The organism is Mycobacterium sp. NAZ190054 (assembly GCF_001545925.1).
Taxonomy (GTDB): domain Bacteria; phylum Actinomycetota; class Actinomycetes; order Mycobacteriales; family Mycobacteriaceae; genus Mycobacterium.
In genome coordinates, this window is sequence record NZ_LMVQ01000306.1 from 1 (window position 1) to 4264 (window position 4264).

Genomic DNA, 4264 nt, shown 5'->3' on the forward strand with positions numbered 1-4264 from the left:
ACCCATCTCGGCTACATGGTCGACGCCGAACAGCAGGTCGCGTCGTGAGCACCATGAAACTCACCGTCGCGGCGATCGACGATGCCCTCGACGGTATCCGGACGCTGACGCTGACCCACCCGGACGGGCGCGCCGCACTGGTCGGCTTCCACCAGCACGGCGCCCCGCTACCGGCGGACGTTCTGGCGTTGAGCGCCAGCGCGTTTCGTGCCGATGCCCAGGTGGCCGCGGCGGGCGACCGGGTCTACGTGCTGTTCCCGAAGTTGCGGGCGGCCGTGGCACTGACGTCGTGGGCGCACGGGGTGGTGTCGGCGTTGCGCCGTGAACTCGGGTTGGAGCTGCGCGCGGTCACCGCGCCGCTGGCGGGGCTGGCGGCTGCGGCCGACGCCAGGGCCGAAGTGGACCGGGTGTTCGACAGTGCCGACCGGCACCCCCGCGCCATCGGTCCGGTCACCTCGCTGGACGAGGCGCGCACGACGGTGCTGCTCGACGAGATCGTGTCGCACGTCGCGTCGCAGCCGCGCCTGGTCGACCCGCGGGTGCGGCGGCTGCGCACCGACGATCCGCTGATGGCCTCGACCCTGCAGGCCTATCTGGACGGTTTCGGCGACATCGCCGCGGTGGCCGCGCGGCTGCACGTGCACCCGAACACCGTGCGATACCGCATCCGCCGGGTGGAGGAGCTGCTGTCCACCTCACTCGACGACCCCGACGAGCGGCTGGTGCTCGCGCTGGGCCTGCGCGCGACGGAGCCGTAGCGAATCGGGCGCGGTATGCGACAGCGAGGGTGCCTCAGCGCGCCGAATCCGCCAGGCGCTCGACCGCGGCGGCGATGCGTTCGTCGGTTGCGGTCAGCGCCACCCGGACGTGGCGGGCGCCGCGCGGACCGTAGAACTCACCGGGCGCGACGAGGACGCCCTTCTGCGCCAGCCATGCCACGGTGTCCCGGCACGGCTCGTCCCGGGTGGCCCACAGGTAGAGCCCGCCCTCGGAGTGGTCGACGGTGAAACCGGCTGCCTGTATGGCCGGCAGCAGCGCGTCGCGGCGGCGCCGATAGCGGGCGCGTTGCTCGTGTTCGTGGGCGTCGTCGTCGAGGGCGGCGACCATCGCCGCCTGGATCGGTGTGGGCACCATCAGGCCGGCGTGCTTGCGCACCGCGAGCAACTCGGCCACCACCGCCGGGTCACCGGCGACGAACCCGGCGCGGTAGCCGGCTAGCGACGACGTCTTCGACAGCGAGTGCACGGCCAGCAACCCGGTGTGGTCGCCCCCGCAGACTTCCGGGTGCAGCACCGAGACCGGCGCGGTATCCCAGCCGAGACCGAGGTAGCACTCGTCGGACGCGACCAGCACCCCGCGCTCGCGCGCCCACGCGACGACCTTGCGCAGATGGTCGACGCCGAGCACCTGGCCCGTGGGGTTGCTCGGTGAGTTCAGGTACACCAGCGCCGGCACCGACGGTCCCAGCTGGGTCAGCGAGTCCGCACGCACCACCGCGGCGCCGGCCAGCAACGCCCCGACCTCATAGGTCGGGTAGGCCAGCTCGGGGACGACGACGGTGTCGCCGCGCCCGAGGCCGAGGATGGTGGGCAGCCACGCGATGAGTTCCTTGGTGCCGATCGCCGGGATCACCGCCGCCGGCGGCACGCCGGTGATCCCGTACCGGCGCTCCAGTGCCGACACCGCAGCCTCGCGCAGCGCGACGGTGCCGTGGGTGGTCGGATAGCCCGGCGCCGAACTCGCCGCGGCCAGCGCGTCCCGGATGACCGGGGCCACCGGATCGACCGGCGTCCCGACCGACAGGTCGACGATGCCGTCGGGGTGTGCGCGCGCAGCGGCGGTCGCGTCGGCGAGGGTGTCCCACGGGAAGACCGGCAGGAACTCCGACTTACGCGGCCGGCGCGTGACCTCGAACGACTCGTGCTGCGCCGTGGTACTCAGTCCTCGCCCTGCGGAGGTAGGTCCTTGACTGCCTGCGGGTCGTTGTCGGTCATGCCGACCTTCGACGCGCCGCCCGGCGAGCCCAGTTCGGCGAAGAAGTCCGCGTTGCTCTGGGTGTATCCACTCCACTGATCCGGGACGTCGTCCTCGTAGTAGATGGCCTCGACGGGGCACACCGGCTCGCAGGCGCCGCAGTCGACGCACTCGTCCGGGTGGATGTACAGCATGCGTGTGCCCTCATAGATGCAGTCGACTGGGCACTCCTCGATGCACGCCTTGTCTTTGACGTCGACGCAGGGCTCAGCAATGACGTACGTCACGAACTACTCCTAGTCCTCTCGAACTACCTGTCCAGTGGGCTGCTGTCTAGGCAGGGCTCAGCCGAGCCGCGGCCGACTCAGCAAGTATCCATGCTGTTATTTGGACGCGTGTCTCAGTGTGCCCTAACTTTCGCGCAACCCCGGTAGGGGTTGCGCGTGGTTACTGATACTAGACGTTGCAGATACCGCTCGCCTAGTACCCCACGCCGCGCCGACGTGTCCGAAACCTCCCAGGACGAAGGCCGGGAATGGAATCGGACCATAGTCCGTTTACCGGGGTGTACCCGTCGGACCCACCGACCCAATCGAGGAAAAGAGAGACACCCATGACCGTTGCCGGCAACACCGCACTGTCCACCGGAACCTGGGCCATCGACCCCGTCCACTCCACTGTCGGCTTCTCCGTACGCCACCTCATGGTGAGCAAGGTCCGGGGCGTGTTCGACACCTTCAACGGAGCGATCACCGTCGGCGAGGACGGCGTCCCGTCGGTGCGGGCCGAGATCGCCGTCGACTCAGTCGACACGCGCAACGAGCAGCGCGACGCCCACCTGAAGTCCGCGGACTTCTTCGATACGGAGAAGTACCCGCTGGCCACTTTCGTCTCGACCGCCGTCCGCCCCGACGGCGACAATTACGTCGTCGACGGCGATTTCACCCTCAAGGGGGTCACCCGCCCGATCTCTCTGATCGTCGAGTTCAACGGCGTGAACCCCGGCATGGGCAACGGTGAGGTTGCCGGCTTCGACGCATCGGTCGTGTTGAATCGCAAGGACTTCGGCATCGACCTGGACATGCCGCTGGAGACCGGCGGTGCGGTCGTCGGCGACAAGGTGACGGTCACCCTCGAGATCGAGGCGCTCAAGCAGGCCTGATGATGGAATAGTGGAACCCACTGCCCTGCAGTGGGTTCCACTACTCTATCCGGTGGGTGATGTCGCCGATCTGATCGATCGTCAGCGTCAGCAGGTCCCCGGGCCGCAACCAGTGCCCGGTCTCCATACCGCTGCCCCCTGGCAGGGTTCCGGTGGCGAACAGCTCACCGGGGTAGAGCTTTTCGTCGCGCGACGCGTGTGCGAGCACCTCCCCGATCGACCACTGCATACCGCGGCTGGTGACCGTGCTGACCCGGGTTCCGTTGACCGTCACCTCCCCGGTCAGCGACTCGATACGCGGCAGGACCTCGTCGGCGGTGACGGCCACCGCCGACATCGACGACGCGAAGTGCTTGGCTTTCTGCGGCCCCAGCCCGGTGGCCATCTCGCTGCGCTGCACATCCCGTGCGCTGAAGTCGTTGACGACGACGAACGCGCCGATCGCGTGCAGTGCCTCCTGCGGGGTGGCGTTGAACAGCGGCGCCTTGAGGACGAACCCGAGCTCGAGTTCGAAGTCCAGCGCTGTGCTGTACGACGGAAACGCCACGGGGGTGCCGGTGGGTACGAAGCTCAGATGGTTGGACATGTAGTAGATGGGCTGGCGGTAGAACAACGGCTTCGGCTTGAACAGCGGGAACGGTTTTCGGGTCAGCTTCTCGATCGCCGCGGCGGCGCGGGCCTGCGCCGGATGGAACCGTCGCACCAGTCCGCGGGCCGCGTCGGTCGCGTGGTCCTCGTAGAGCATGAAGTCGCGGAAGGAAGCCGGCTGGAACGGCAGGACGTGGCCGGCGAGATCGTGGTGGCGTTGCGCGACGGCCGTCTCCCACCCGGGGTCGAACACCGCGCCACCCCACGGGGACGGGCCGTCCGCGCGCGCCCAGTCTCCGTCGTCCCGCTGCGCCTGCGTCTCCAACCGCCCGTCGGTGATCACACGTCGCACCTTCATGGTTCCGTCCTACCAGCCGGCCGGCGCGGTGCGACGGAACCTAGGCCGCCAGCGGGGTGTAGTCGGTGGTGCGTTGGCGTGCGGGTCGGCCGATGCCTTCGGCGATGGCGACGAGTTCGGCGACGGTTTTGGCGGAGCCGTTTTCGGAGCCGGCCATGCGGGAGATGGTTTCTTCCATCAGG

Annotated in this window: 6 protein-coding genes; 2 read left to right on the forward strand and 4 right to left on the reverse strand. The window is 68.9% G+C overall.

Annotated features, from left to right (window positions below):
• On the forward strand, window positions 1-758 hold a 758-nt coding region (locus tag ASJ79_RS19725), incomplete at its 5' end, for a PucR family transcriptional regulator (RefSeq protein WP_197420293.1).
• A 34-nt stretch (window positions 759-792) separates the two neighbouring features.
• On the opposite strand, the gene dapC is transcribed toward ASJ79_RS19725, so the two are convergent.
• A complete protein-coding gene (gene dapC, locus ASJ79_RS19730; RefSeq protein ID WP_067958822.1) occupies window positions 793-1941 on the reverse strand; it encodes a succinyldiaminopimelate transaminase in 1149 nt (382 codons plus the stop codon).
• Window positions 1938-2261: a ferredoxin gene (fdxA, locus tag ASJ79_RS19735; protein WP_067958814.1), complete on the reverse strand. Its 324-nt coding sequence runs from the start codon at window positions 2259-2261 to the stop codon at window positions 1938-1940. The genes dapC and fdxA overlap by 4 nt, the downstream gene beginning before the upstream one ends.
• 326 nt (window positions 2262-2587) lie before the next feature.
• On the opposite strand from fdxA, the gene ASJ79_RS19740 reads away from it, so the two are divergent.
• Window positions 2588-3136: a YceI family protein gene (locus tag ASJ79_RS19740; RefSeq protein WP_067958816.1), complete on the forward strand. Its 549-nt coding sequence runs from the start codon at window positions 2588-2590 to the stop codon at window positions 3134-3136.
• Window positions 3137-3176: 40 nt separating this feature from the next.
• On the opposite strand, the gene ASJ79_RS19745 is transcribed toward ASJ79_RS19740, so the two are convergent.
• Together ASJ79_RS19745 and ASJ79_RS34185 are read right to left on the reverse strand one after the other, a co-directional pair.
• Window positions 3177-4082: a fumarylacetoacetate hydrolase family protein gene (locus ASJ79_RS19745; protein WP_067958819.1), complete on the reverse strand. Its 906-nt coding sequence runs from the start codon at window positions 4080-4082 to the stop codon at window positions 3177-3179.
• A 40-nt stretch (window positions 4083-4122) separates the two neighbouring features.
• Window positions 4123-4264: hypothetical protein (locus ASJ79_RS34185; protein ID WP_231750939.1), on the reverse strand; the 142-nt coding region annotated here is incomplete at its 5' end.